The sequence below is a fragment of the Caballeronia udeis genome, from assembly GCF_044909315.1.
Classification (GTDB): Bacteria; Pseudomonadota; Gammaproteobacteria; order Burkholderiales; family Burkholderiaceae; genus Caballeronia; species Caballeronia udeis_A.
Genome location: NZ_JBIYEB010000005.1, coordinates 317,465 through 344,190 on the forward strand (window position 1 = coordinate 317,465; position 26,726 = coordinate 344,190).

Here is a 26,726-nt window from a genome sequence, read left to right on the forward strand (position 1 = left end):
TGCGATGAAGCAATACATCGTCGGTATCGATCTCGGCACGAGCAATACGGTCGTTGCGTACGTCGGGGCGGATGCTGACGAGATCCGCGTCTTCAATATCGATCAGCTCGTGGGTCTCGGCGAGGTCGGTGCGCAAGACCTGTTGCCGTCCGTGCGCTATCACCCTGCGCCGGGTGAGCTGGCGCCGAGCGGTCTGCAATTGCCGTGGAGCGGCGCCGGCGACCGCGAGCTGCAACCGGCCGTGATTGGCCGTCTCGCCCGTACGCTCGGTGCGCAGGTGCCGGGCCGGCTGGTGACCAGCGCGAAAAGCTGGTTGTCGCATGCGTCGGTGGATCGTCTCGCGCCAATTCTGCCGTGGGGCGCGGGCGATGAAGTCGGCAAGGTCTCGCCGGTGACCGCAAGCGCCAGCTATCTGGCTCACGTGCGCGCCGCGTGGAACCACCGTTTTCCGCACGCGCTGCTCGAAGATCAGGACGTGGTGCTGACCGTGCCAGCGTCGTTCGATGACGGCGCGCGTGCGCTCACGCTGGAGGCTGCGCGCATGGCGAAGCTGCCGGCGTTGCGCCTGCTCGAAGAGCCTCAGGCCGCGTTCTACGACTGGCTGTTTCATCATCGCGCGACGCTTGGCGCCGAGCTCGCCGAGACGCGCCTCGTGCTGGTCTGCGATGTGGGCGGCGGCACGACGGACCTCACGCTCATCAAGGTACATTTCGAGGACGGCGAGCCGCAACTGACCCGCATCGGCGTGGGCAACCACTTGATGCTCGGCGGCGACAACATGGACCTTGCGCTGGCGCATCTGGTCGAGACTCGTTTTGCCAACGAGCAAACGCGCCTGTCGGCGGCAAGCTTGTCCCAGCTCGTCGAACGGTGCCGTGCCGCGAAGGAACAATTGCTTGGTGCCGAGGCGCCTGGCTCCGTCGCGATCACGCTGCTCGGTGCGGGATCCCGGCTTGTCGGCGGCGCACGCACGACCGAGTTGAGCCGGGAGGAAGTCGAACAGATCATCGTCGAAGGGTTCTTCCCGATGGGCAGCCCGGACGACTTGCCTCGACGGTCGCGGGCGGGGATCGTCGAGTTCGGTTTGCCCTACGCATCCGATGCGGCCATTACGCGGCACATCGCGGCGTTTCTGCACAGGCTCAATGCGCAGTCGCGCGAGGCGTTGGGGGTATCTGATGCTGCGCGAACATCAATGCCCGACACCCTGCTGCTCAACGGCGGTGTCTTCCGTGCCAAAGCGCTCTCCGGGCGTCTGGCGAGTGCACTGGGTGCATGGCGCGAGAAGCCTCTGCATGTGTTGCAGAACGATCATCCCGATGTGGCTGTCGCGCGTGGTGCGGTTGCTTACGGGCTAGCCCGTGCAGGACATGCGCCGCGCATTGGCGGTGGCGCGCCACGCAACTACTTCCTTGTCCTCGACGAGGACAAGGAAGGCTCACGCGGCGTATGCCTGTTGCCACGCGGAACCGAAGAAGGCCACGAGGTGCATCTCGAGGATCGCGTGTTTGCGCTACGGCTTGGGGCACCGGTGCGTTTCCATCTGGTCACGACAGTTGCCGACACAGTCTGGCAGCCAGGCGACCTTGTCGACCTCACCACGGGCGACTTCGTCCGCTTGCCGCCGGTCGCAACGGTGGTGCAGCAGGACGCGAGTGGCCCCCGCGAGCGGCCGGTGAAACTCACGACATCGCTGACGGAACTCGGCAGGCTCGAGATGCACTGCATCGCCACCGACGACGCTTCGCAACGTTGGCTGCTCGATTTCCAGTTGCGACGCGACGACGCTGAACACGACGTCTCCGCAGCTATACGTCATCCTGCGCTCGACAAGGCTATCGAACTCATCGACCGCACGTTCGGCGCGCGTTCGGCGAATGTCGATCCAAAAGAAGTAAAGCGCCTGCGTGCAGGACTTGAACAGCTACTGGGACCGCGTCAGGGTTGGGATAGCGCCCTGCTTCGCGAACTGTTCGGAGCGCTCTGGGAACGCGCTGGGCGGCGGCGCCGCTCCGCCGATCATGAACGCCTGTGGCTGAATCTGGCCGGCTATTGCGTGCGGCCCGGGTTCGGCTATCCGCTCGACGAATGGCGCATTGAACAACTCTGGTCTCTGTTCGATGACGGCATCCAGTACGTCAACGAAGGACAGGTCTGGTCGGAATGGTGGACGCTGTGGCGTCGCGCGGCAGGTGGCCTGCATGAGGAGGCGCAGCTTCAGGTACTCGATGCAATGGCCTGGCTTCAGGCCGCTGCGGGCACGAAGCGGCACAAGCTGCCCTTCGATCCCGCGAAGGTGGGCTATGCGGACATGCTTCGTCTATCCGCGTCACTTGAACGCATTCCTGTCGATCGCAAGATCGACATCGCGGAACAGCTTCTGGTGCGGTTTCAACGGCCTTCGGAAAATATCCAGGGCTGGTGGGCGGTAGGACGCATTGGCGCACGCCGGCCGTTCTATGGCAGCGCGCATGGTGTCGTGCCGCCTGACGTGGCGACCCGATGGCTGGACGCAATCTTCGCGCTGGACTGGAAAAAGGTTGAGCCGGCTGTGTTTGCCGCCGTGCAAATCGCGCGTATGACAGGCGACCGTTCAAGGGACCTGCCGGAAACCGTCCGCGAAACTGTCGTGCGACGGCTCGAAGCCGTGAACGCACCGCCAACGTGGATCAACATGGTTGGTGAGGTCGTCACGCTCGATAACGCAGACACGGGGCGCGTATTCGGAGAGTCACTGCCTGCCGGATTGAAATTGATCGGCGGATAACGCCGGGCTTGAGAGCGGTAGCGGACCGCGCAAACATTCAAATATCAGGCTCGGAGACGTTTCCGAATCGCTCCACGACAAAGTCGATGAAACTGCGAAGCTTCGGCGACATCTGGCGATCGCGCAAATAGAGCAGGTTGATCGACCGGACGGGCAGCACATAATCCGGCAGTACCTTGATCAACCGGTTGGCCTTGATGTCTGCATCGACCTGGATGGAGGGCAGCAAGGCGATACCCATGTCAGCGAGTACGGCCCGGCGCAACGCGTCCGAGTTGTCGATCTTCAAGCGGCCATTGATAGGGACGCTCACGCTCCCATTCGGCCCCAACAGCGTCCACTCGGGTTGCGCCGCGTGCATTTCTGAACGTAGTGGATAGGAGTACGTCAGACATTGGTGAGAGCGCAGATCCTCCGGCGTCGCCGGCACGCCGTTCGAATCGAGGTATGCGGACGACGCACAAAGCACAAGGCGATACGGCTGCAAAGGACGGGCAACGAGATCCGGGTTACCCGGCCTGCCAATGCGAATTGCCGCTTCGAATCCGTCCTCGATCAGGTCAGACAAGGTATCGGCGGCGACAACATCCAGCTGCACCTCGGGGTAGCGCCGGCAATACTCCGCGATTGCCGGGATCAGGCACTCATTGCTGAAGATCACCGGTGCGGTGATGCGCAAGCGTCCGCGCGGCGTCCCTAGATGATCGAGCGCCAAGCGGTCAACGTCGTTGACGAGGCCGAGAATTTCTACGCAACGCTCGTAGTAGGCCCGACCGAACGCGCTGATCTGCTGCTTGCGCGTGGTGCGGTGAATGAGCCGCGTGCCGAGTCTCGCCTCCAGCGCCTGAAGATGATTGCCGACCATGGTCGGGGACAGATCGCAAGCGAGACCGGCGGCCGTCAGGCTGCCGGTCTCGACTACGCGCACGAACACCGTCATCGCTTTGAGAAGATCCATTCCCAAATATTAATGGGTTCTGTGCCAATTTGCAGACGGTTTATCAAGAGTAGTGGGGGGATTAGAGTGCATCGTGGCTAACGATCGAGCGATCCCGTTTGCATCGGGCCCAACCAAACCGCTCATCATGCCCAGACAATCAACTCGATCGCCTCGTCTCGCCTTACTTGCTGCCAGCCTTGGCTTCGTCATCATCTGTCTCGACGTCACGGTCGTGAACGTCGCGCTCGAGCGGATTCGCGAAACCTTATCCGTCAGTTCCACGGAACTCGAATGGGTGCTCAACGCCTACACCCTCGCCTTCGCCAGCCTCCTGCTCAGCGCGGGCGCGCTCGGTGACCGGCTGGGCGCGCGGCGCGTTTTCGCGGGTGGCTTTGTGATATTCACTGTGGCGTCGGTGGCATGCGGCCTCGCACCCAACGCGATTGCGCTTATCGCGGCGCGGGCCGCTCAGGGCATTGGAGCGGCGCTGTGCGTGCCGTCGTCGCTGTCTGTGCTCAGCGCGAGCTTTCCCGCCCCCCGGGCGCGAGCGAAGGCCGTGAGCATCTGGGCCGGGACGGCCGCGCTGGCGCTTGGGGCCGGTCCGGTCGTGGGCGGCGTGCTGATCAGCCATTTCGGCTGGCCGAGCATCTTCCTGATCAACGTGCCGTTCGGTATTGCCGGCATCTGGCTGACGCTGGCCCATGCGCCCGATACCGTCCGTAACGCGGCGCGTCGTATCGATCTGGCGGGGCAGACCCTGGCGGTGGTTTCGCTCGTGGCGCTGATGTTCGGCGTCGTGGAAAGTGGAAAGCTGGGCTGGGGAAGTCCGGTCGTGATGACGGCTCTCGCGTGTTTCGTCGTGTTAGGCGTGCTGTTCGTGCTGGCGGAAGCGTGGCAACGGCAACCCATGCTGCCGCTTTCACTATTCCAGATCCCGGCGGTCAGTGTGAGCTCGGTCATAGGACTGTCGCTCAACTTCGGCTATTACGGACTGATGTTCGCCATTAGCCTCTTCTTCCAGGACATACGGAAATACACGCCGCTCGAGACCGGCCTGGCCTTTCTGCCGATGACCGCCGTGGTGACCGTGGCCAACCTCGTCTCAGGCGCGCTCACGGCACGATTCGGCTTCCGTCTTCCGATGGTTGCCGGGCAGGCTTTGGCCGCAGTTGGCTTTCTGTCGCTGGGGCTGATCGAGGTCAGCAGCAGTTACCTGACGATTACCGCACCGTTATTGGCGATCGGTGTCGGTGTCGCGCTGGTCGTACCGTCAATCAATGTTGCGCTCCTCGCTCATGTGGATCCGCGTTCCGTCGGTATCGCTTCAGGAGTGCTGAACATGGCGCGTCAAATTGGCGGCGCACTCGGAGTGGGCGTCTTCGGATCACTCGTCTCCGGAACGGCAGGCAATCTGGTCAACGGACTGCACACTGCCGTTTTACTGGCAGGCGCAGTTTTAGTGGCAGGCGTGGTGATCTCGATCACGGGATTGAAAGCGGCCGGTTCGGCGACACGGCCGGGCACGGCTTGCTAGCGGCGTCCGCCTTGGCGTCATAACCTGGTTGCGCCTGTGACCTCGCGGGCATGGGTACTTGCATGCCAAGCCCGGCAGCCGGGATCTCGTCGACATGATACGGGGCTTGAACGCCGCTCCACTTGAGCCAGGCCTGCCGATAGGCCGCCTCCACGTGCATCGCAAAACGTGCGCCGTCCATGAGTGGCGATTCGCTCAAGTTTTGCCGCAAACCCTGCCGGAGCTGCGAAAGGCGAGGCAGGTCGGACGCGAGTTCAACTGCAAGGGCAACAAACTGCTCGTCGCTTTGCGCCGCGAGTTCATGAAGTCCGAGATTGGACAACAGGCTGAGACCCGCACGCCCCACGGGGGTCTGCCCGACTCGCGTCACCACCGGCACACCCATCCAGAAAGAATCAAGGCTCGTAGTGTGACCGTTGTACGGGAAGGTATCTAGGACAAGGTCTATTTCATGGTACGTCTTGAGATAGTCCGCACGAGGCCGGAACGTGACAAAACGCACGCGCCGCGGTTCTATTCCATGGCATTCCAGCCGGCGCATCAGGTGTTCGCGAGCACTGCCTCCGGACACCATGAGCATAAGCTGGGCAGATTCCAACCGCTGCATGACACCGGCCCACATGCGCAACGTGTGGTCGCTGAGCTTGCAGGGATTGTTCAGGCTGCCGAAGGTCACGTGTCCGGTTGTCAGCGCGGGTAGCCGGTTCACCGCGGGCGAATCCGTCAACGGATCGTAGCACCAGAAGGTATCGGCTAAATAGATTTATCGTTCGGTATACTGAGTATTAACGGCAAGTGGATCCAGCCATGGGTCGGTCAACCGGTAGTCGAACGCTTCAATGCCGGTCGTGCCTGGGTAGGCTAGCCACGCGATCTGGACCGGCGCGGGCTTGCGGGCAAATAACAGGGGGCGGCCGTCGGCCATGTGCATGGTCAGGTCAACGAGAATATCGATTCCGTCCTCTCGAATCAATTGCGCGAGCTGCTCGTCATCGAGCTTGCGAACGTCACGCCAGACGTCCGCGTAGGCTGCAATTCGCCGGGTCACGTTGTCCGGGCGCCGAACGCTCGAATAGCAGAATATCTCGAAGCGGGCGTGATCATGCTGTGAGAGGAGCGGAATCAAGAATAACGCCTGGCAATGGCCGCGGAAGTCTGCGGACACATAGCCAATCCGCAGGCGCCGTGCAGGCGTTCTGTCGTTATTGTGCGATAGCCTGTTTGCGCGGTACGGGGCCTCATGACGCGCCGACCACCGCTTGCATTCATCGATAACCGGCTGAGCGTCCTCTGCCTGGAACACCAACGCATACACAAGGTTGCTGTGAGCCACGGCGTTGTCGGGATCGGCCGCGAGCGCTAGTCGATAGCTGGCAATTCCGTCATCGAGACGCCCCGTATCCTTCAGGATATTGCCAAGATTATTGTGCGTGACAGAAGAGACCGGATCGATCGCAAGCGCCCTTCCAAGCCTTGCCTCCGCGTCATCCATACGGCCCAGCGTGCGCAGGAGATTGGCCGAGTTGTTATACGCGGCGATAAAGTTCGGGCGCAAACTGATCGCCATGTCGAACGCTTTGGCCGCCGACTCATATTCGGCCAGTTCCTTGCACACATTGCCGAGGTTATTGTGCGCATCGGCATGAGCAGGATTGAGTGCCAGTTCACGCTGATACAGCATCACCGCTTCAGGAAGTCTGCCTTGTGCATGCAGTGTGTTCGCAAGGTTATACGCGGCCTCGGGAAATTGCGGGCTGAGTTCGAGGGCGCGCGTGATGATCGCTTCTGCACGTGCGAAGTTCCGCTCTTCGTTGAACGCTACCCCTAGATTCAGCAGACATACTACCGACTCAGGGGCCACGCTCACTGCTTCGTTCAAATGGTCGAACGCTTCTTCGTGCCGTCCACTCGCCTGCAAGAGTGTGCCTAGATTAGTCAGGGCATTCGCGTCGCGGCGCAGGACGGGCGCTCTCCTGTAGAACGCTTCGGTTGCTCCGTTCTCGCCATCCTCCCGATGACAATTGGCGAGGTTGTTGAGCGCATCAACGTGCTCCGGGTCTATGTCGAGCACCGAATCGTATGCACCGATCGCGTCATGGGTCCGCCGCATCGCGGAGAGCACCAGCCCGCGTACGTAATGGTAGCGTGCGTCGCGCGGAGCAATCCTGAGTGCCCGGTCAAGCCACGCCAATGCCGGATCAAACGCACCGTCCTGCCACTCCATGATTCCCAGTGCAAACATGGGCGATGGATCATCAGGGGTACATTCCAATACCTGTTCATAAAGCGTGCGCGCGCTTGGCAGATCTCCTGCGAGGTGTCTTTCGCGCGCCAGCTCCAGAAGTTTCAAGGCGTCCATCTTTGCGCGCCCCTATGCCCGGATGATGCTTGTGGTGATAAATCGCAGCGCGGTGGAGTCCAGCCGCGTCATTGAGCCTTTTGCCGATCACGTGTCTTTGCGGCGGAAGGTAGCGACGGGCTCATGAGATTCCGCAACCCGACAATCCTCAGGTCTATTGTCGGCACCCTCAGTGCATAACTTGATGCCATGGCCGTCTTTTCTCTTGCAGGACCACACGCACGTCAAGCGCTTGATTTCAAACGGCTTAACAAGCTGACACCATTCGTCTCAGCATGGCCTCGAATCTTTCTTTAATAAGGCTTACTGATTTATTCTTGTAATAAAAATGTCCGTTATTCGAATGGACCAGCATGCAGGCGTTGACTTCGAAAACGACGACCCGACCGCTCAGATCCAACGCGCAATCAATGCCGAAGTAATCGAGGTCGATTTCTCGCTGGATCGCCCGCAGCGCATGGTATTGCGAGGGGCCGAAGACGCTGTGGGGATCCTCGAGGAAAGCTCTTTCCTCGTCCTGCATCCAGTGCTGATTGACCATGTCCGTGTTGGCGTGGTGAACCTTCCATTCGTCATGGATTGCAAGGTGATAGGGATAAATCCCGTCGTCGATGAACATAAAACGATACTTTCGAAAGAAACCATCGGCAGAGCGGTAATCGAAAAACTCTGTCAGGTAAAAGTCAGCATCTGGAAACTGAGTGACGAAGGCACCGACTTCGTTTTCGTCATGAACCTTCTGGAAGTGATCGCCATTGTGCGTGCCTGCCAGCCGGATTAGCCAGGGCCGTGAGAACGATGCCAACCTGGGATCGCGCTCGGGTCCGAACGCACGCTCGCTGGAAACACGCAGTGTCTGCGGAATATGACAGCCCGTTACAGCGGTCAGCCGACGCGCGATCGAGTTCCGGCTGGTGTGCGCGATCTTGGCCGGATGATTAACCACGGGCTTGCCTATGAGGCCGACGAGTTTCGTAGCGGGCGCAAGCAGAGCGTGGCCTTGATCTACATTCGCGACGAGATTCACCACGACATCGGCGCTGTCGCGCAACATGCCGGTATCGTAAGAAACATCGGGGAGCAGATTGAGCACATGGGTCTCGTACCCGACCTGATGAACGAGATGTTCGAACGGCGTATTGCCTCCACCGGGCGCAAACAGCATGAGGACGCGAAAGGCAGGCGGCGATCTGGTCGCTTCGATAGTGACGAACGGTTTCAACGCGAGGCCTCGGCGGTAATGCTCTTGCGCCTGCGGCGTGTGCCCCAGCGCCTGCTGCAAGTTGGCGACGAACTGCAAGGCGCTGGTGTCGTCGGGTTTTCGCGCGAGTACGCGCTGGAAGTGATCCTGCGAGAGCTCCAGACGGTTCAAGCCGGCATAGGCGAGGCCAAGCTGCGCGTGAACAGAGACGTCCCCTTGCCATTCGTCCGGGCGTTCAGTCAGCAACGTGACAGCATGCTCGAACCTGCTGGCGCGGATCAGGACTTGCGCGAGATTCTTGCGCACTCCCCAATGACCTGGGTCAATGCGCAACGCCTCTTGATAGAGCGCTTCGGCTTCGTCGAGCCTGCCTGCGCGGTGGTGCGCGAATGCTTCATCGATCAAGGAAATCATCGACGTAGCCTGACTCGGCGTGTGGCGCGTCATGTAGCCTCGTTGCAAGGAAAGGAACGGGCGGGAGGGGAATCCAGCGCCTGGCGGAACGAGGTTGAGTTTAGCTCGTCGGAATCCATTTATCCTGCGACGAGTCCGAAATATGCGTGAAGCGGAAGGGTCCGGATTCGATCGAGCTGACGTCTTACTGACGCAATACTGACCGTAATGCAAGCAATGAAATGTCGCTCGCCGGTCGAGTGGGCGGCTACGCGCGCCGCTAAGTGCCGCAGATGTAATCTTTCAATGCCAAGGACTTCTTCAGGTCCTTCTTCGTCCACAGCAAGCGCTCAGCTTCACCTGGGCCCGTAGACTATTTGCGCTGCCAGATCGTGTTTGACCGCCACCGCCATTTTCCTCAGGTCCTGCCACTGGTCAGGTTCGACATACGGGCTGTGCATGGTGATATCGAGCGTTCGCGTGACGGTAACAAGCTGGCCCGAGGCGGCATAACTTGATGTGTACGCTCCGAACGCCGACGTAACTTTCGCTGGCTCGGGAAGGCTGGATACCTTGACTGTCCCCGGCAATTCTATTGTGGTCGTTTCGCTGATATGCCGGCCGCCAAACAGCAGCGGGTATCTACGCCGGCTCGTTGTCACCAACTCGAATGCGTTGGCAATATTCGTAAGGCTGTTCAAGCCCTGCGGCACCCGAATCGCGCCCGGGCCCGGGAACTGAGCGTAGTCGGGAAGCTCAAATCTCGTCTCGTATTGAAAGGGATCTTTAAGATTGTGCAGATCGCCATGAATGTACCTGCCTGATCCGTCCGCGCCGCTCATCGTCAGCATCCGTTGCGCGAACACAGGCTCTACCCCTGAACGCAATGAAGCGAAAACAGATCGGGCGATCCAGTCGGGAGCCCCCAGGTTATCGATCCGGGTTGTGCCCCTGGCAGTCCCGTCGCTGTCAAAGAGGACCGCTGATTGAAAGGTTACGCGGTCCGTGTCGGGACTCGCCAGGGGCAGGGTCACCAGCGTGGCGCCGCCGCTGCCGTTATCCGTGACCAGTGCCGGTTTCCCGCCTTCGTTGCCAGGAAGTACGCCAAACCTGGCCATGCCGGCAGTCGAGTCCGCATAAATGTCGAACTCGGGAATATAGGTAATCGTATGGTCGAAGACGGCCAGAGGCTCGGCAACCTTTGGGAGCCAATAGCGATTGTCGCCATTCACAAGCACGACGCTGCTCTTGATCCCCTTCGCCGCAAGCAACGCTTCGAGAAGCGTTGTGTGATCTTTGCAGTCACCGTATCGCGCATCAAGCACCGCCTGGGCACTGTGCGGGACAACACCGCCAAAGCCCAGGTAAATTGCGACATAGCGAATGTTGTTGCTTACCCATCGGTAGATAGCGTTCGCCTGATCACGCCGGTCAGCAATCCCCTTGGTCAGTTCGTCTGCCAACTCCTGTATTCGCGGCGTGACAGCCGCTTGCTGACGAGCCCGGGAAACATACGCCTGCCCTACCGCTTCGTAATTCGGAAAAGTAGTAACCGTCAAACGCGGACTGCGATCTCTAATGCTGGACGCACCCGGCTCCGGCGGATGAGCCTGCGTATCTTCAATAGACCACTGCCACATTTGCTTGCCGTTGTCGTCCGCAGCAACAAGCCCACCCTGCATATCGATAGCCTCGGCGTAGAGCTTGATTGCAGCCGGCGCATAAACCGTGACTTTTGCTGACTCGAAGACCCTCTCATCCAAAAACGTATCGATTGCAAAGAACTGCCCGGGAAACAAGGGTTTTATTTGAGTTTCACGTGTATGCGTTGTGATAGTCGCACCGACCTGGACGCCGGGGAAGACAATGGTTTTTACCCGGCCGTCGTCAAATACCGGGGCATATGCGCTCGCAGGGCTTTGTTGAGTCAGGATTGCGTCCGGCGAAACGTCAATCCGCTTGCCGCCTTGCGTCGTTGTATAAGCTTCAAGAACATCAAACGACTGCAGTGCATTGCTATAGCTATGCGCTATCTGCCCGTAGGACTTGACCCCCTCGTCGGTGTCCATGCGGATCGACCGTGTCTCGTCTAGCGTAAAGCTGCCGTCGGCATTCACGTTATAAACGTTGTCGTCGCTTAGGACCGTGGTGCCCGGCTGATAGTCCACAGCCGCTGCGCTAACCGCGTAACCAGCCACGGCCAAAAGAATTATTGTCTTGTGAGCAAGGCTCCGCATCGACTGTCTCTCTCCGATTATTATTCTGATATGGCCTGGTCATATTGATGCCAACAGGCCACGTTTAAATCGAAGCTGATTATAGGTCGAACAAGCAAGCACAAATAGAAAATACCGCCGGCCGAGCGGCAAGCAGTGGGAGTGGTTAGGCTTACACAACGATTACGAAAGGAACGCGGGCGCCGGACAAAAGCTACCCGCCTGCATCAAGACGCTGCTAGTGCCCGCAATGCAAAACGCTTCAGCTTACCCGTTTCGGTGCGCGGCAAAGCCTCAATAAATTCAATCGCACGCGGATACTTGTACGGCGCGATCTGTTCCTTGACGAAGGTTTGCAACTCCACCACCAGCGCGTCGCTCGCCACAAATCCCGCGCCAAGAACAACGTACGCCTTGGCAATCTGCCCGCGCTCGTCATCGGCCGCGCTGACCACTCCGCACTCCGCCACCGCTTCATGCAACAGCAGTGCGCTTTCCACTTCAGGACCGGAAATGTTATAGCCCGCCGAGATGATCATGTCGTCGGCACGGGATTGATAAAACACGTACCCGTCCGCATCGATACAAACCGAGTCGCCCGGAAGGTTCCATCCATCGCTGACAAAATTACGCTGCCGAGGATCGCTGAGATAACGGCACCCTGTCGGCCCTTTCACCGCAAGCATGCCGATCTCGCCGACAGGAACCGGCTGCATGTTGTTGTCCACCGCCTGCACCACGTAACCCGGCACCGCGCGCCCAATCGCCCGATCGCGCGTCTGCGTTTCGGCACACGAAACAAAGATATGGATCATTTCCGTGCTGCCAATCCCATCGATCATCTGCAAACCCGTGGCCTGCCGCCAGAGCTTGCGTGTGGCATCGGGCAACGCTTCTCCCGCCGAGACGCTTTTTCTAAGGGTCGCCAAATCAAAACGCGACGCGAGGGCCGCCATCTGCCGGTAAAACGTCGGCGCGGTGAACATGATCGTTGCGCGAAAACGCTCGACCACTTGCAGCAGCGTCCCCGGACTCAACTTCTCGATCAACACCGTCGATGCCCCCGCACGCAACGGAAAACACAGCAGGCCGCCAAGCCCGAAGGTGAACGCCAGCGGAGGCGTGCCGCAGAAGATATCGTCTGCGGTGGGCTTGAGAATATGGCGCGGAAACAGGTCGCACATGGCAAGCACGTCACGATGAAAATGCATGCAACCCTTCGGCATCCCCGTTGTGCCGCTGGTAAATGCGATCAGGCAGACGTCGTCGGCAGCGGTATCCACCGCCGTGTAGTCGACTGGCTGACGCAAGGCGATGGTATCGACCGAGTCGGGGCCATTGTCATGAAAGAGCCTTGTTTGCAGCAGGTTTTCGCAAAAGTACGTGCTGGCGGGGTCCCTGCACTGCGCGAGTTCGTCGACGAGGCGCGCGTCGCATAAAGCGGCTGAGACCTGCGCCTTGTCGATAATCTGCTTCAACTCCTTGGCACGCAGAAGCGGCATGGTAGGCACCACCACCAGCCCCGCCTTCAATGATGCAAGCCATGCGATCGCCATATGCAGCGTGTTCGGTCCACGCAGCAGGATACGGTTACCCGGCACCAGTCCCATTACCCCGGTCAGCACATGCGCTGCCTGATTCACGCGCGTGCGCAATTCACTGTACGTGGTCGCACGCGGAGCACCCTCCACGTCCGACCAGATCGCGGGTCGCGCGCCCTGCCCGCGTTCCGGATGGTCATCGATTATCCGGTCGAGCAATTCAACTGCGCAATTCATGCGCGCCGGGTAAGAGACGTCGGGGTTATCGAGCAGAAATTGCGGCCACTCGCCGGGCGGCGGCAGGTTGTCGCGAGAAAACGTATCGACGTGAGCCGAAGGTTCCATGGTGAGCTCCGAGGACGACGAATAAGCAACGAATAAGCAACGAATAAGCAACGATGGTTAATCCGGGATGACAGCGGTGGCTTCGATCTCCACCTTGGCTTCGTCTTCAATGAGCGCGACCACCTGCACGGCGCTCATCGCAATGTCGTAGTTGCCGATCAGTTCGCGAAATGCGCTGCCCACGTCCCTCAGTGCAGCGATGTATTCGCGCTTGTCGGTCACGTACCAGGTCAGCCGCACGAGGTGCTCCGGGCGCCCGCCTGCCGCGTCGAGCACCGCGACTATGTTCGCCAGCGCCTGATGCGCCTGCGCAGCGAAATCGCTGCTCTGGAAGCGCCCCTGCGCGTCCCAGCCTATCTGCCCTGCTATGAAGACCTGCGTGCCACGCGCAGCAACGCCGTTCGCGTATCCACGCGGCTTGATCCAGCCGTCCGGGAGCAATGCTTTTTTCATGATCTGGTCTCCTTCACTTCGTCCTTTACTTCGGCAAGCGCCGCGGGATTGAAACGTGTCAACGCAGCGCGGATGTCATCGGGAATATCGATCGACACGCCCGACTCGAGCGACGTTGTCACGAGTACCTGACGCGCATGAAAACGCGTCTCGCCCTGCGCCTGTGCGTCGATGACAATGCCGACGGAGCGCGCGCCGATACGGTCAAGCGTGAGCGACAGCATGAGCGTGTCGCCCATCTGGCTCGGCCTGGAGAACGTGCAATCGAGCTTGACGATCGGCAAGCCGACGCGGCGCTTGCTGATCATCGCCGCATAATTGATGTCGAGCGCTTCGTTGAACCAGTCCTCTACAAGCGCGTTGGTCATCACGAGATACTGCGGAAAAAATACGATACCGGCCGGATCGCAATGTGAAAAGCGAATACGCACCGGCCGTTCGAAACGGGTCGATGCTTCCATCATGCGTTCCTCGCGGCGTGCGCCTTGAGCAGATCGCGCCCGACAATCAACTGCTGCACTTCGGTCGCGCCTTCATAGATGCGCAGCGCACGAATCTCCCGATACAGTTGCTCGACCGCCGCACCGCTTTGCACCCCGCTACCGCCCCACAATTGCACGGCCGCATCAATAACCTGCTGAGCGCCCTCGCTCGCATGCCACTTCGCCAATGCAGCTTCGCGCGTGACGGACTTGCCCTGGTCGCGCAACCACGCGGCCCGATAAACCAGCAATGCGGAGCTGTCGATAGTGAGCGCCATTTGCGCGAGCTTCGCTTGCGTCAGTTGGAAGTCGCCCAGCGTCTGCCCGAACATCTTGCGCGACGCGGCGCGTTCGATCCCCTCGCTCATTGCTCGCCGCGCAAAACCAAGCGACGCCGCCGCAACCGACGTGCGAAAAATATCGAGTGTGCGCATCGCCAGCTTGAAACCTTCGCCCGGATTGCCAAGCAAAGCGGTGCGCGGCACGCGTGCGTTTTCGAAGGAGAGGCGTGCCAGCGGATGCGGCGCGATCACGTCGAGCCGTTCGGCAATGCGCAATCCCGGTGTATCCGCATCGACGATAAACGCGCTGATGCCACGTGCCCCGGCCGCCTCGCCGGTACGCGCGAACACGACGTAAAAGTCCGCGATGCCGCCGTTCGAGATCCACGTCTTCTCGCCATTGAGCACGTAGGAATCGCCGTCTTCTCGCGCGCTGAGCGCAAGCGCGGCGACGTCCGAGCCCGCGTCGGGTTCGGTCAACGCAAACGCCGCAATCGCCTCGCCGCTTGCCACGCGCGGCAGGTAACGCTGCTTTTGCGCCTCGTTGCCGCCTAGGGAAATTGCGCCCGATCCAAGCCCTTGCATTGCAAGCGCGAAGTCGGCGAGACCGCTGTGACGGGCAAGCGTTTCGCGCAGCAGGCAAACGGCGCGCGTGTCGATAGTGTCGCCGTGCCCGCCGTAAGCGGTGCCGCCTATGCCATAACGTAACCACCCTGCTGCACCCAGTTCGCGTACGAGACGGCGGCAGATTGCATCGACGTTCGTGTGGCCGGCATGCGTATCACCAAGATGTTCGGATGCCCACGCGTCAATGCGCGCGCCCAGTTCGCGATGCCGTTCTTCGAAGAACGGCCATGCGAGGGCATCGTGGAAAGCGTCGGAAGTTGTTTGAGGATTGGCCAACTCAATCTCCCTCGAACACAGGTCGCGTCTTCGCAGCAAATGCACGATACGCTCGGCCGAAATCATTGGTCGCCATGCAGATTGCCTGCGCCTGCGCTTCGGATTCGATCGCCTCGTCAATGCTCATGCTCCACTCCTGATGCAGCATTTTCTTCGTGATGCCATGCGCAAAGGTCGGTCCCGATGCAAGCTCGAAAGCGAGCGATTGTGCTTCGCGCAGAACGTCGCCGGGCTCGCATAGACGGTTATAAAAGCCCCAGGCGAAACCCTCGTCGCCGCTTGCGGAGCGTCCGGTAAAAAGCAGTTCGGCCGCTCTTCCCTGGCCAATGATGCGCGGCAGGATTGCGCACGCACCCATGTCGCAGCCCGCCAGTCCCACGCGGGTAAACAGAAACGCGAGCTTGCTGCGTGCGGTTCCTAGCCGCATATCCGAAGCCATTGCCAGAATTGCACCGGCACCGGCGCAGATGCCATCCACGGCCGCGACAATCGGCTGCGGGCAATGGCGCATCGCTTTGACGAGGTCTCCCGTCATGCGCGTGAACATGAGCAATTCGGGCATGGGCAAGTCGACGAGCGGCGCGATGATGTCGTGCACGTCGCCGCCAGAGCAGAAGTTGCCGCCGGAGCCATGAATCACAATGCTCTTTACGTCGGTGGCGTAAGCGAGCTGACGGAACAGGTCCCGCAACTCCGCATAGGATTCGAACGTCAGCGGATTCTTGCGCTCGGGCCGGTCAAGGGTGATCGTGCCAACGCCCTGCTCCACCGCCCAGCCAAAATGCTTCGCGTGATAGTCACCAAGGGGCGTTCGGTTGCCGGCAAAAAGCGCGGCGGTGTTGTCGCTCATCGACTGTCTCCGTATCTGTGTGCTTCGCCAGGCGTCAGGAATCCGTACGCTCGCGCAAGTGCTGCTTGAGCTTGCCCAGCTTCTGGTGCATGCGCGCCTTGTCGGCGAGCGGCAACCCGCCGAACAATTCGACGACCCATTGTTCATGTGCACGTGCCATGCGATCGAACGACTCGCGGCCATGGGCGGTAAGGCGCACGGCAAACGAACGGCGGTCGTTCGGATCGGTATCGCGCACAACAAAGCCTTCCTTCTCCAACTGGTCGGTAAGCCCCGTCACGTTGCCGCCAGTGACCATCAGGCGCCGCGAAAGCTCGTTCATCTTCAGGCCTTCCGGATGGCGCTCGAGTTGCGCCATCAGGTCGAAGCGCGGCAGGGTGGTGTCGAATTCGGCGCGCAGGCGTTTGCGCAGTTCGGCCTGCACAAGATTGGTGGTGGTGAGCATGCGCAGCCATAAGCGCAGTCCCATGTGACTGTCCACACCAGTGCTCATCTCAAGGTCGACAACGTTGCCGGCGGCCTTGGTCTTCTCGGGCGCGGCAGGTTTAACCGTGCGGGCAGCGGGCTTGTTCACATTACTTCTCCACCTGAAATAGAAATGGTCTGGCCGGTGATCGATCGCGACTCCGGCAAGCACAGCCATAACGCGGAACTGGCGACTTCGTCCGGCGTCACGAAGCGACGTTGCGGATTCGAGCGCAGCAGCGCTTCACGCGCCTCGTCCACGCTGCGCCCGGTCTGCGCGATGATCTTTTCGATCGACTGTTCGAGCAGCCCGGTTTCGGTATAACCAGGACACACTGCGTTGACGGTCACGCCGCGCGTGGCCACTTCCAGCGCGAGCGAACGTGTCATGCCAATCACGCCGTGCTTGGCCGCGCAATACGCGGCCACATACGCGTAACCCAACTGGCCCGCGGTGCTGGCTACGTTGACAATGCGGCCGCTGCGGCGCTCGAGCATGGCCGGCAAGACCTCTTGCGTGCAGAGGAACACGCCCGTGAGATTCACGTCGAGCATGCGTTTCCAAAGCGCCAGATCGGTCTTCGCGAACGGTGCGGCTTCGGCCTGCCCCGCGTTGTTGACGAGGATGTCGATGAAGCCGTGTTCGCGCACAGCGGCGAACGCTGCAGCGACGGAATCGGCGGACGTGACATCGACGCTCTGCACATGCACGGTCCCGGCTTCGCTCAGGACCTCGGCCTGATACGCGAGCCGCGCCGCATCCCGGCCCATCAACGTGACCTGAGCACCGGCTGTCACCAGCGCGTGCGCGATCGCGGCGCCAATACCGCTGCCGCCGCCCGTGACCACCGCGTGCTGGCCGTCGAGGGGATGCGTGTCCGTGTTCATGCTTCGCCCTCCGCACGTTGCGCGCGCTCACGCTCATAGCCGCGCTCCAGTTGCGACTTCGCGGCGAAGTATTGCTTTGGCCACTTGATGTCGATGTAACCAATCTTCGCTGCCTGATCGAGCGTCCACGAGGGATTGGCAAGATGCGGGCGAGCCACGGCGCACAGGTCGGCACGCCCCGCTGCAATGATGCTGTTCACGTGGTCCGCTTCCGAGATCGCCCCCACCGCAATGGTCGCAATGCCCGCCTCGTTGCGCACGCGATCCGAGAACGGCGTCTGGAACATGCGGCCATAGACCGGCTTTTCTTCCTTGCTCACCTGTCCCGACGATACATCGATCATGTCTGCGCCCACTTCCTTGAACGCTCGCGCTATCTGCACGGCGTCGTCGGGCGTGATGCCGCCATCCACCCAATCGTGCGCCGAGATGCGCACGGAAATAGGCTTGTCCTTGGGCCACACTGCGCGGATTGCGTTGAACACTTCTATGGGAAAACGCAGGCGGTTGGCGGGCGAGCCACCGTATTCATCGTCGCGTTGATTCGTCAGCGGAGAGAGGAAACCGGACAGCAGGTAGCCATGCGCGCAGTGCAATTCAAGCCAGTCGAAACCGGCGTCCACGGCAAGCTCGGCCGAGCGCACGAACTGCTGCTTGATCTCTCGCAGATCGTTGGCGGTTGCTGCGTGCGACCATTGGCTGATCCCCTTCAAGTACTGTTGCCGCGACGCCGATACGATCGGCCAGTTGCCCTCTTCAAACGGCTTGTCTATTCCTTCCCAACTCACGCGGGTCGATGCCTTCGCACCCGCATGACCCAGCTGGATACCGATCTTTGCGTCGCTCTCACGATGCACAAAGTCAACAATGCGCCGCCACGCGTCGCGTTGCGTCTCGTTGTACAGCCCGGGACATCCCGGGGTGATGCGGCCTTCGGGCGAGACGCAGGTCATCTCCGTCATCACCAACGCCGCGCCGCCCATGGCGCGGGCGCCGAGATGCATCAGGTGGTAGTCGCCCGCAATGCCATCGACAGCCGAGTACTGCGCCATTGGCGAGACCACCACGCGGTTCTTCAGCGTCACACCACGCACGGTGAACGGCGTAAACATGGGCGGGACTGAGCGCGTGTTGGCATCTATATCAAGCCCCGAGCGCTGTGCGATCCAGTTTTCAAACTCGGCTAGATAGGCGGCGTCGCGTGAACGGAGATTTTCATGCGAGATGCGCTGCGAGCGCGTGAGCAACGAATAAGCGAATTGCTCCGGTTCAAAAGATGCGTACCGGTCCACGTTTTCGAACCACTCCGTGGAGTTGCGCGCAGCGTTCTGGATGCGCAGGACATCGACACTGCGTACGTCCGTGTAGTGATCGAGCGCGGCCGGCAGATCACCCGGATGCGCCGCGATGCTGTTCGTCAGTTCAATTGCATCTTCAAGCGCAAGCTTGGTGCCGGAGCCGATCGAGAAGTGCGCCGTGTGCGCGGCGTCGCCCATCAGGACCACGGGCGTCACGCTGCCATCGCTATTCGTGCGGTTGTGCACCCACGTTTCGTTCACGATGCGCGGAAACCGGATCCACTGCGAGGAGCCGCGCAAATGTTGCGCGTTGGACTTGAGCGCATGGCCGTCGAGGTACTTGGCGAAGAGCCGCTCGCAAAATGCGATGCCGTCTTCCTTGCTCATTTCATCCAGGCCCGCCGCACGCCAGACCCGTTCGGGCGCTTCCACGATAAACGTGGACATGTGGTCGTCGAAACGATACGCATGCGCCTGAAACCAGCCGAACTCGGTCTTCTCGAACGCGAACGTGAAGGCGTCGAACAGCTTCTCCGTGCCGAGCCAGACGAAGCGGCAATCGCGCAGGTCGATGTCGGGCTTGTAGGTGGCCGCGTATTTCGTGCGCACCACGCTGTTCGCGCCGTCGCACGCGATGATGAGGTCGGCGTCATACGCTTCGTCGCTCGTAACCTGCGTTTCGAACACCAGCTTCACGCCTAGCGCCTCGGCCCGCTCCTGAAGAATGTTCAACAGGCGCTTGCGGCCGATGCCGCAGAAACCGTGTCCGGACGAACGCTGCGTGCGGCCATTGATATGGATGTCGATGTCGTCCCAGTGATTGAACGCATCAAGAATGGCCGCCGCACTCGCCTCGTCCGCACGACGCAGGTTGCCGAGCGTCTGGTCGGAAAACACCACGCCCCAGCCGAAGGTGTCATAGGGACGATTCCGCTCCACCACCGTCACCTCGTGAGCGGGATTCTGCTTCTTCATGAGCAAGCCAAAGTACAGACCCGCGGGGCCACCACCAATACAAACGATGCGCATAGTGCGCTCCAGGCTGAAGAGTCCACTTTAATTTAGGCTTCGATAGTTTAGGTGTCAAGTAAATTTATAAAAGAAAACGCTCGTTCGCCGGAGGGGTGATCTGAAAGAATAAAGCCTGTCACGGCGCTTTTCACGATGTGGTGCCGACATTGGAGCGGGCTGGGTTCTGTCAGTAATGTGGCGGTTTGCGGACGGTGGCGTTATCGAGCAGCCATCACGTCACGGTCTCCCCGCACTTTCGGTTGACGCTATATTCTCTAACTTCCACTAAGGCGGCGCCTCGCTGTCAGCACACATCAAGTCAGATCAGGGAGCACAGACATGTCTTCAGAGCCGCCAAATGGCTTGCCACGCTATCGTATTCTTACTGGAAAGGATGACGCCGCTTTCTGCTATAGGGTTTCGGAAGCGCTGGCGCTTGGGTACCAACTTTATGGCTCACCCGCGGCAACATTTAACGGAGACTACGTGGTCGTTGCCCAAGCGATCCTTTGGGGAGGGAGGTCTACGCCTGAAGAAATCTGATTAAGCACCAACGACGTTGCCGATGATTATCGTGAAACTGCACGCCAGAGCCGATGGGCCGATTTTGGCCGCACGGAGCCACGCGGTCCCGGCTGTTGCCGAGGTCGCCGCTCAGGAGAATACGATGCGCGAACCGACACGTTACAAAAGCGTTGAAGTCGACGGTCTCCAGATCTTCTATCGCGAGGCGGGGCCGTCTGCTGCGACGACGATCCTGCTTCTGCATGGATTTCCATCGACGTCGAGAATGTATGAGCCATTGTTTCAAAGGCTCGCCGACCGGTATCACCTGATTGCGCCCGATTACCCAGGGTTTGGTCATAGCGACGCACCACCATCTGACAAGTTCGCCTATACGTTCGATCACCTCGCGACCATCGTCGACCACTTTGCGCAAAGCGTCCATGCGACGTCATACGTACTATACGTACAGGACTACGGCGGTCCTGTCGGTATGCGGCTCGCAATGGCCCATCCCGAACGCGTCAAGGCGCTCATCATTCAAAATGCGACCTCCCACGAAGACGGCTTGGGCCCACTATGGGCCACGCGCAAGGCGTTCTGGAACGATCGAAGCAAATACGAGGCTGCCGTCGAACAAAATTTGATGTCGCTTGCGGCCGCGAAACAACGGCATGTAGGCACGAGCCCCGACCCCAGTGTGTACGATCCGGACCTTTGGACCGGTGAATACGCGATGTTGAGTCGCCCCGGCGAGACGGCAATCCAGAGCGATCTGTTTTACGACTATCGAACCAATGTCGCGTCTTATCCGCAATGGCAAGCATGGCTTAGAAAGGCGCAACCCAAGACACTCGTGGTCTGGGGTCGTTACGATCCGTCGCAACTGGCCGCAGGAGCAGTCGCCTACGCGCGGGATTTGCCTCAAGCGGAAATACACGTGATGGATGCCGGGCATTTCGCGCTCGATCTGGCGCCCGACGCAGATGCAATCGCTGCGTGGATGCTCGATTTTCTCGGGCGGAATGGGTTTGTAGTTCGCCATGCGTGCGCGAACGGCCGTTAAAACCATAAGAGCGGCCTCGCAGTTTGTGGTGACGAACAGCTCCTGCTGGCCGGCAGTACTCGCTCGGCATCTGGTGAATTGGCGGCCGCACGGTCCCGATCGAACTGCGTCGGCGTGCGGCGACACGAAGGTCGACCAAGTCGCAGCCGCAAAGTTTGCTATCGATTGCGACATTGAATAAAGCAAGATCGCGAACCGCGTGCGCATTCTGGAGATAAATTCGTATTGCCCAGATGTCCTTCAGCTTCAGCGGTGGTTTTTGCCCAATCGGTTTGCCTCTGTTCCACGACTCCCGCGTTTGCCTGGTTTCCATGTCAGACTCCAATTGGTTGATCGGAGTCCGATTTTTTGCTCATCGCGGAGGGCCGCATTCCGCTGGTACGCAGGGCGAACGCGTGCAGTCGGCCATCAAGAGACCTTCGTCCGATCGGCTAGCAAGACACTCATATAGCGCGTTCGCTTTCGACACCGGCCATCGGCTGGGCGAAAGCCGCCGTCTTTTTGCGCCGATTATCGAATCGCATCTTTAATGCGCATCGATGAAAGCGGTGACGTCGGCCAGAACCGGTGAGACCGTATTCGGCGCCGCCGAAAACGACTCGACGATCGTATCGTGGCCGTAACCCGGATATTTTTTCAGTTCGACGGCGTCGCCATGCGCGCGCAGCGCGTCTGCGAAACGATCACTGTTGCGCGGATCGACATCGGTATCCGCCGTGCCGGCGGCGAGCAACATCGGTGGCTCGTTTCCCGTGACGAACGCGATGGGCAGCGCCCGCTCGCGCAGGGCCGCCGGAAAGATCTCGTCCATGTGAGGGTCGCTCGTCGGAATTGCGGCGTACGGACCCGCGAGTCCGATCATCCCGGCGAGCGAGGTATTCAATATGCCCTGCGCGGCCAGATAGCGCGGATCGGTCGCGAGCATCGCCGCCATATGCGCGCCGGAGGAATGTCCCATTACGAAAATGCGTCCGCTGTCGCCGCCAAATTCGCGCACATGATCGCGGGTCCAGCGCACTGCGGCGGCAGGGTCGTCGAGAAAGCCAGGGAAGACAGTCTCCGGATAAACGCGGTAATCCGCCACGACCGTTACGATGCCTCGCGCGGCGAGCGCTTGGGCGACTCCGCGCGAGTTCGAGCGATAACCACTTTGCCAGCCTCCGCCGTAGAAATACACGACGACGGGGTAGTTCGTGCGAGTGCGGGAATCGGGCGCATATACGTCGAGCCGCTGGCGCGGCGCCTTGCCATAGGCGATGCCGCCCGGTGCGTTGTGCTCGCGCGCCCGAGCCGCGATCATGCCGGCGGCGCATGCAGCCAGTGACAGTGAAATGAACCTTCGTCTCGCTATTGCACGCATGTTGATATCGACCCGCGATTGTTTTTGAAAAAGGCGGCTGTCGCGCTCTTGAGCGACGCAAGTCCGAAAACGAACGCGCCCTCGCTCAATGATATCGCGTTAGGTATACAAGTCACTTGTGTGTCGACAAGTGATAGCAAGCAGTCGGCCGACTCGATCAGGACGCGGTCGGCCCGCTTCTCCATTAGATTAAAGGATGCCTGAATGGCTGTACGTGCCGAAGACATCGTTCGGAACAGTAAAGTCAGCACCCACGTGAAGGCCGGACCGCCCTCAAGGGCAGTCCCGCGAGTGACCGATGTACTCAAGAGCGAGACGTTTGAACAGCAATGCCACGAAAGGTCGTTCAGGGTCGATGTGAGGCGACCGTCATCCGCCGCTGTTCGGCCGGGAGCGGTCGTTCGGCTGTCGCCCAAACATCGTCGACAATATTGTGGTCGAGTTCCACGTTATTAATGGATGGGGCATCACCTGATGGGAAGCTTGATGACCGGCGACGCTGTCCTGGGACTCGCCAGGAAGTGCGCAAGGGGAAATTGGCCAAGTGTATTTGTCTCCGACGACGCCATGCCGAAAGCTATATAGCGCGACGGGCTGATGTCCGTCCCGCATTCGAAGAGGTCCAGAGGGTCGAGCGCTCGAACCCAAGCTATCGTTTAACCCACTGTCGAGCAAAGGCAAGTAATCACAATTTTTCATTGTCATTAATCTGCCTCACACTTAATAAGTTGAAAAAACCACTTCGTGGACTAGACTCCTCGATAACTTCTGTCTGCGCCCATCTTCTAAATACAAAAAAACTCGACTCCCTGTCGACCTCCCCCGACATTGAGACGCAAGGTGTACCGCCTTGTGCCGCACATGAACCTAAGTCGTGTTGAAGTCCGTGCTTGATCAGTTGCGTCCTTGTCAAAGCGCATTCGGTATGCCTACTGCCCGGTTGCCGACGGCGATCCAGTTCATGCCCCATGAAAGGGAATTATTATGCAAAGCGCATGCAGGCCAATTTGCAGTGTGCATTCCGTTCACCGTGCCCTGATTGTTTGCACCCTGCTCGCGGCTGCCGCATTCCAGCCCGCCGCAGGTCAAAGTTTTGTCATCAGGAATCTCGGCACGCTCCCCGGCAATGCGAGCCAGGCTGGTGGAATCAACGAGCGCGGCCAGGCGGTCGGTTTCTCGAACATCGTGAGCGGGGACCAGCACGCGACCCTGTTTGAAGACGGGAAGGTGATCGACCTGGGCACGCTCCCCGGTGACAACAATGCTGCCGCAAGCGGGATCAACGATCGCGGCCAGGTGGTCGGCTGGTCCACTGCAAACGGGAACAACGAGCGCGCCTTTCTGTTTGAAAACGGGGTGATGACCGACCTGGGCACGCTCCCCGGCGGCAACGCCAGTATCGCTACCGCCATCAACAATCGCGGCCAGGTGGTCGGTTGGTCGCTCGACGCACTCACGGATGCCAAAGCCGTTCGGTTTGAAAAAGGCGTGGTGACCGAGCTGGGCTCACTCGGTGGCTACTTCTGCTGGGCTTTTGGGATCAACGATCGCGGCCAGGTGGTCGGCGGGTCCACTACAGCAACCGACGGCAACGACCACGCCTTTCTGTACGACAACGGTGTGATGACTGACCTGGGCATGCTCCCCGGCGGCAACAGCGCTGACGCTTTCGCGATCAACAATCGCGGTGAGGTGGTCGGCCAGGCGGCCACTCCAGGCGGGTACGAGCACGCCTTCCTGTATGAAAAAGGGGTGATGACCGACCTAGGCACACTACCCGGTGGCAATATCAGTGCTGCGTCCGGAATCAACGATCGAGGCCAGGTGGTCGGCTCGTCAACCGATGCAAGCGGGAACTTTCACGCTTTTCTGTATGAACACGGAGTGATGACTGACCTGGGCACACTCCCCGGTGGCAACGGCGGTTCGGCTAGCGCAATCAACAGTCGCGGCCAGGTCGCGGGTACCTCCTCGACACGTTATACCCCGTGGAACGCCGTCATCTGGACGCCAAAAAGATGATTGCCGATCTCTGGCGGTTGACAAAATATTGTTAAGCTTTGGCGACCGCCGTGCCGTCCGTAACGTCCGGTCTCGGCGATCTCGGATGACTGAAACGGGTCGAGCTTGTGTGAAAACGCGCTGATCGCCTAAACTGGATTAACTCATTCAGCATGGGTGACCGGATGAAGCGATTCATAGAAGGTGAAGATCGCAAGCAGGTGACGCTGCTTCCAGAGTGCCTTGATGACTTCGTGGCAACGGACAACCCGGTCAGGATTATCGAGGCGTTTGTAGAAGAGCTTGACCTCGCATTACTGGGCTTCGATGGAGCAATGCCGTCGACTACAGGACGCCCGTCCTATCATCCAGCAGTGCTGCTGAAGATCTATATTTACGGCTACCTGAACCGTGTTCAATCGAGCCGTCGCCTGGAACGTGAATGCCAACGCAATGTTGAGTTGATGTGGCTTACGGGCCGACTGGCTCCAGACTTCAAGACCATAGCCGACTTTCGTCGTGACAACGGCGGCGGCATTCGCAACGTATGTCGCCGCTTCGTGATGCTCTGCCGTGAGCTGAAGCTGTTCTCGCAAGCGCTAGTCGCCATTGACGGTAGCAAGTTCAAGGCAGTCAATACTCGGGATCGCAACTTCACCGAGGGTAAGGTCGACAAGCGCCAGAAGCAGATCGAGGAGAGCATCCAGCGGTATCTGAACGCGCTGGAGACTGCCGATCGTACGCAACCCGCGGAGCTCGAAGCGAAGACAACTCGATTGCAAGATAAGATCGCGCGCTTACGCGAGCAGATGCGGAACCTCGATCAGATCAAAGAGCAACTCAAGACGCAGCCTGATGGCCAACTCTCGATGACTGATCCCGACGCGCGCTCCATGGCGACGAGCGGCAAGGGCTCGGCAATGGTGGGCTACAACGTGCAGGTGGCCGTTGACGCCAAACATCATCTCATCGTGGCTCACGAGGTCACAAACTCTGGCAGTGACCGGGCACAGCTTAGCCCCATGGCAAAAGCTGCGCGCGACGCGATGGGCAAGACAAGGCTGCGGGCAGTCGCCGATCGTGGCTACTACACCGGAACTCAGATCAAGGAGTGCGCGGATGCCGGGATCGCGGTAATGCTGCCGAAACCGACGACATCAAGCGCTAAACATCATGGTCGGTTCGATCGGTCAGACTTCGTCTACATTGCCCGGGACGACGCATATAAATGCCCCGCTGGTCAGCGCGCAATTTACCGCTTCACTGGAGAGGAACACGGAATGCAACTGCGCCGCTACTGGAGCAGTGCGTGCCCGCAGTGCCCAATGAAATCCAAATGCACACCAAGTTCTTATCGGCGGATTACCCGCTGGGAACATGAGTCTGTGCTGGAAGGCGTTCAACGTCGGTTGGACAAAACGCCAGACGCAATGAAGATACGCAGGCGGACGGTAGAACATGTCTTCGGAACGTTCAAGCACTGGATGGGCTATACGCATTTCCTGACGCGCAGGCTGCCCAATGTAGGTACCGAGATGAGTTTAAACGTACTCGCCTACAATCTCACGCGAGTGCTGAGAATCCTGGGCTTCAAGAAGACAATGAAGGCGATGCGGCTGGTGGGTGCGTGAGCACCCGAAGGTCCCAAAATAAAGCCCTTAGACTCGCCTGTAACGCATCAGAGAGGTTCACCTGCTCGTGGGCGTTGTGATGGCTGCGAAGGCAGTCAAACGCGCCGCTGGGGGGCGGCGTCACGCGTCGCATTGTAATGCCATCGGGTTTCCACACAGCCTGGGTCGGGAGCACGCATTCGCTGACAGTGAGCCCTGACATTCGCGGCCATCGGCGTGCGAACGGCAGGAAAGTGA

20 protein-coding genes and 1 pseudogene are annotated in these 26,726 nt (G+C 59.9%); 6 read left to right on the forward strand and 15 right to left on the reverse strand.

Going from position 1 to position 26,726, the window contains the following annotated elements; genetic code table 11:
* Nucleotides 1-4 precede the first annotated feature (4 nt).
* Nucleotides 5-2,767 (forward strand): Hsp70 family protein, encoded by a 2,763-nt coding sequence (locus ABH944_RS11040; protein ID WP_404606912.1) that lies wholly within the window; start codon nt 5-7, stop codon nt 2,765-2,767.
* A gap of 37 nt (nt 2,768-2,804) precedes the next feature.
* Here ABH944_RS11040 and ABH944_RS11045 read toward each other — a convergent pair whose 3' ends face one another.
* On the reverse strand, nt 2,805-3,725 hold the full coding sequence (locus ABH944_RS11045; protein ID WP_404606913.1) for a LysR family transcriptional regulator: 921 nt from the start codon (nt 3,723-3,725) through the stop codon (nt 2,805-2,807).
* Nucleotides 3,726-3,852: 127 nt separating this feature from the next.
* Here ABH944_RS11045 and ABH944_RS11050 point away from each other — a divergent pair, with 127 nt between their 5' ends.
* Nucleotides 3,853-5,241 carry an MFS transporter gene (locus ABH944_RS11050; RefSeq protein ID WP_404606915.1) on the forward strand — a complete coding sequence of 463 codons (1,389 nt, stop codon included), beginning with the start codon at nt 3,853-3,855 and terminating at the stop codon, nt 5,239-5,241.
* Here ABH944_RS11050 and ABH944_RS11055 read toward each other — a convergent pair.
* The 12 genes from ABH944_RS11055 to ABH944_RS11110 all read right to left on the reverse strand — a co-directional run bounded on the left by ABH944_RS11055 (nt 5,189) and on the right by ABH944_RS11110 (nt 19,945).
* Nucleotides 5,189-5,950 carry an O-linked N-acetylglucosamine transferase family protein gene (locus ABH944_RS11055; protein WP_404606917.1) on the reverse strand — a complete coding sequence of 254 codons (762 nt, stop codon included), beginning with the start codon at nt 5,948-5,950 and terminating at the stop codon, nt 5,189-5,191. The genes ABH944_RS11050 and ABH944_RS11055 overlap by 53 nt on opposite strands.
* Nucleotides 5,951-6,004: 54 nt before the next feature.
* Nucleotides 6,005-7,600, reverse strand: a complete 1,596-nt coding sequence (locus tag ABH944_RS11060; RefSeq protein WP_404606919.1) for a tetratricopeptide repeat protein — start codon at nt 7,598-7,600, stop codon at nt 6,005-6,007.
* A 247-nt stretch (nt 7,601-7,847) separates the two neighbouring features.
* On the reverse strand, nt 7,848-9,428 hold the full coding sequence (locus tag ABH944_RS11065; RefSeq protein WP_404659368.1) for a tetratricopeptide repeat protein: 1,581 nt from the start codon (nt 9,426-9,428) through the stop codon (nt 7,848-7,850).
* A gap of 122 nt (nt 9,429-9,550) precedes the next feature.
* A complete protein-coding gene (locus ABH944_RS11070; RefSeq protein ID WP_404606920.1) occupies nt 9,551-11,431 on the reverse strand; it encodes a DUF3857 domain-containing transglutaminase family protein in 1,881 nt (626 codons plus the stop codon).
* A gap of 206 nt (nt 11,432-11,637) precedes the next feature.
* On the reverse strand, nt 11,638-13,296 hold the full coding sequence (locus ABH944_RS11075) for an AMP-binding protein (protein ID WP_404606922.1): 1,659 nt from the start codon (nt 13,294-13,296) through the stop codon (nt 11,638-11,640).
* A gap of 57 nt (nt 13,297-13,353) precedes the next feature.
* A complete protein-coding gene (locus tag ABH944_RS11080) occupies nt 13,354-13,749 on the reverse strand; it encodes a RidA family protein (protein WP_404606924.1) in 396 nt (131 codons plus the stop codon).
* The gene (locus ABH944_RS11085) at nt 13,746-14,213 is read right to left on the reverse strand and encodes an acyl-CoA thioesterase (RefSeq protein ID WP_404606926.1); all 468 of its coding nucleotides are present in this window, start codon (nt 14,211-14,213) and stop codon (nt 13,746-13,748) included. The genes ABH944_RS11080 and ABH944_RS11085 overlap by 4 nt, the downstream gene beginning before the upstream one ends.
* Nucleotides 14,210-15,415: an acyl-CoA dehydrogenase family protein gene (locus ABH944_RS11090; protein ID WP_404606927.1), complete on the reverse strand. Its 1,206-nt coding sequence runs from the start codon at nt 15,413-15,415 to the stop codon at nt 14,210-14,212. Before ABH944_RS11090 ends, ABH944_RS11085 begins: the two co-directional genes overlap by 4 nt.
* A 1-nt stretch (nt 15,416) precedes the next feature.
* The gene (locus ABH944_RS11095; protein WP_404606929.1) at nt 15,417-16,265 is read right to left on the reverse strand and encodes an enoyl-CoA hydratase family protein; all 849 of its coding nucleotides are present in this window, start codon (nt 16,263-16,265) and stop codon (nt 15,417-15,419) included.
* 34 nt (nt 16,266-16,299) lie between these two features.
* Nucleotides 16,300-16,839: a MarR family winged helix-turn-helix transcriptional regulator gene (locus ABH944_RS11100; protein ID WP_062091045.1), complete on the reverse strand. Its 540-nt coding sequence runs from the start codon at nt 16,837-16,839 to the stop codon at nt 16,300-16,302.
* Nucleotides 16,836-17,618 (reverse strand): SDR family NAD(P)-dependent oxidoreductase, encoded by a 783-nt coding sequence (locus ABH944_RS11105; protein ID WP_404606931.1) that lies wholly within the window; start codon nt 17,616-17,618, stop codon nt 16,836-16,838. Before ABH944_RS11105 ends, ABH944_RS11100 begins: the two co-directional genes overlap by 4 nt.
* Nucleotides 17,615-19,945 carry a bifunctional salicylyl-CoA 5-hydroxylase/oxidoreductase gene (locus ABH944_RS11110; protein ID WP_404606933.1) on the reverse strand — a complete coding sequence of 777 codons (2,331 nt, stop codon included), beginning with the start codon at nt 19,943-19,945 and terminating at the stop codon, nt 17,615-17,617. The genes ABH944_RS11105 and ABH944_RS11110 overlap by 4 nt, the downstream gene beginning before the upstream one ends.
* Nucleotides 19,946-20,266: 321 nt before the next feature.
* Between ABH944_RS11110 and ABH944_RS11115 the strand changes: the two genes are divergently transcribed.
* On the forward strand, nt 20,267-20,470 hold the full coding sequence (locus tag ABH944_RS11115) for a DUF1737 domain-containing protein (protein ID WP_404606935.1): 204 nt from the start codon (nt 20,267-20,269) through the stop codon (nt 20,468-20,470).
* 124 nt (nt 20,471-20,594) lie between these two features.
* Nucleotides 20,595-21,497 carry an alpha/beta fold hydrolase gene (locus ABH944_RS11120; RefSeq protein WP_404606936.1) on the forward strand — a complete coding sequence of 301 codons (903 nt, stop codon included), beginning with the start codon at nt 20,595-20,597 and terminating at the stop codon, nt 21,495-21,497.
* 121 nt (nt 21,498-21,618) lie between these two features.
* On the opposite strand, the pseudogene ABH944_RS11125 reads toward ABH944_RS11120, so the two are convergent.
* Both ABH944_RS11125 and ABH944_RS11130 read right to left on the reverse strand, forming a co-directional pair.
* Nucleotides 21,619-21,810, reverse strand: a pseudogene (locus ABH944_RS11125) (tyrosine-type recombinase/integrase); the annotation flags it as partial.
* A 213-nt stretch (nt 21,811-22,023) separates the two neighbouring features.
* Entirely contained in the window at nt 22,024-22,857 is an 834-nt protein-coding gene (locus ABH944_RS11130; RefSeq protein WP_404606938.1) for an alpha/beta hydrolase, read from the reverse strand.
* A 1,014-nt stretch (nt 22,858-23,871) separates the two neighbouring features.
* Between ABH944_RS11130 and ABH944_RS11135 the strand changes: the two genes are divergently transcribed.
* Entirely contained in the window at nt 23,872-24,879 is a 1,008-nt protein-coding gene (locus ABH944_RS11135; RefSeq protein ID WP_404606940.1) for an HAF repeat-containing protein, read from the forward strand.
* Nucleotides 24,880-25,043: 164 nt separating this feature from the next.
* On the forward strand, nt 25,044-26,489 hold the full coding sequence (locus tag ABH944_RS11140) for an IS1182 family transposase (RefSeq protein WP_404659370.1): 1,446 nt from the start codon (nt 25,044-25,046) through the stop codon (nt 26,487-26,489).
* Nucleotides 26,490-26,726 lie beyond the last annotated feature (237 nt).